Genomic DNA, 350 nt, shown 5'->3' with positions numbered 1-350 from the left:
CGGGCGGTGTGTACAAGGCCCGGGAACGTATTCACCGTAGCATTCTGATCTACGATTACTAGCGATTCCGACTTCATGGAGTCGAGTTGCAGACTCCAATCCGGACTACGACGTACTTTATGAGGTCCGCTTGCTCTCGCGAGGTCGCTTCTCTTTGTATACGCCATTGTAGCACGTGTGTAGCCCTACTCGTAAGGGCCATGATGACTTGACGTCATCCCCACCTTCCTCCAGTTTATCACTGGCAGTCTCCTTTGAGTTCCCGGCCGAACCGCTGGCAACAAAGGATAAGGGTTGCGCTCGTTGCGGGACTTAACCCAACATTTCACAACACGAGCTGACGACAGCCA

At 53.4% G+C, this 350-nt stretch carries 1 rRNA gene; it reads right to left on the bottom strand.

Going from position 1 to position 350, the window contains the following annotated elements:
* Nucleotides 1–350 (bottom strand): 16S ribosomal RNA (locus IIF7_RS20670); the annotation flags it as partial.

It is taken from the genome of Zunongwangia atlantica 22II14-10F7, assembly GCF_002094855.1.
Lineage (GTDB): Bacteria > Bacteroidota > Bacteroidia > Flavobacteriales > Flavobacteriaceae > Zunongwangia > Zunongwangia atlantica.
Note: the sequence above shows the minus strand (reverse complement) of the source record. Positions and strands in the feature narration are given on the sequence as shown.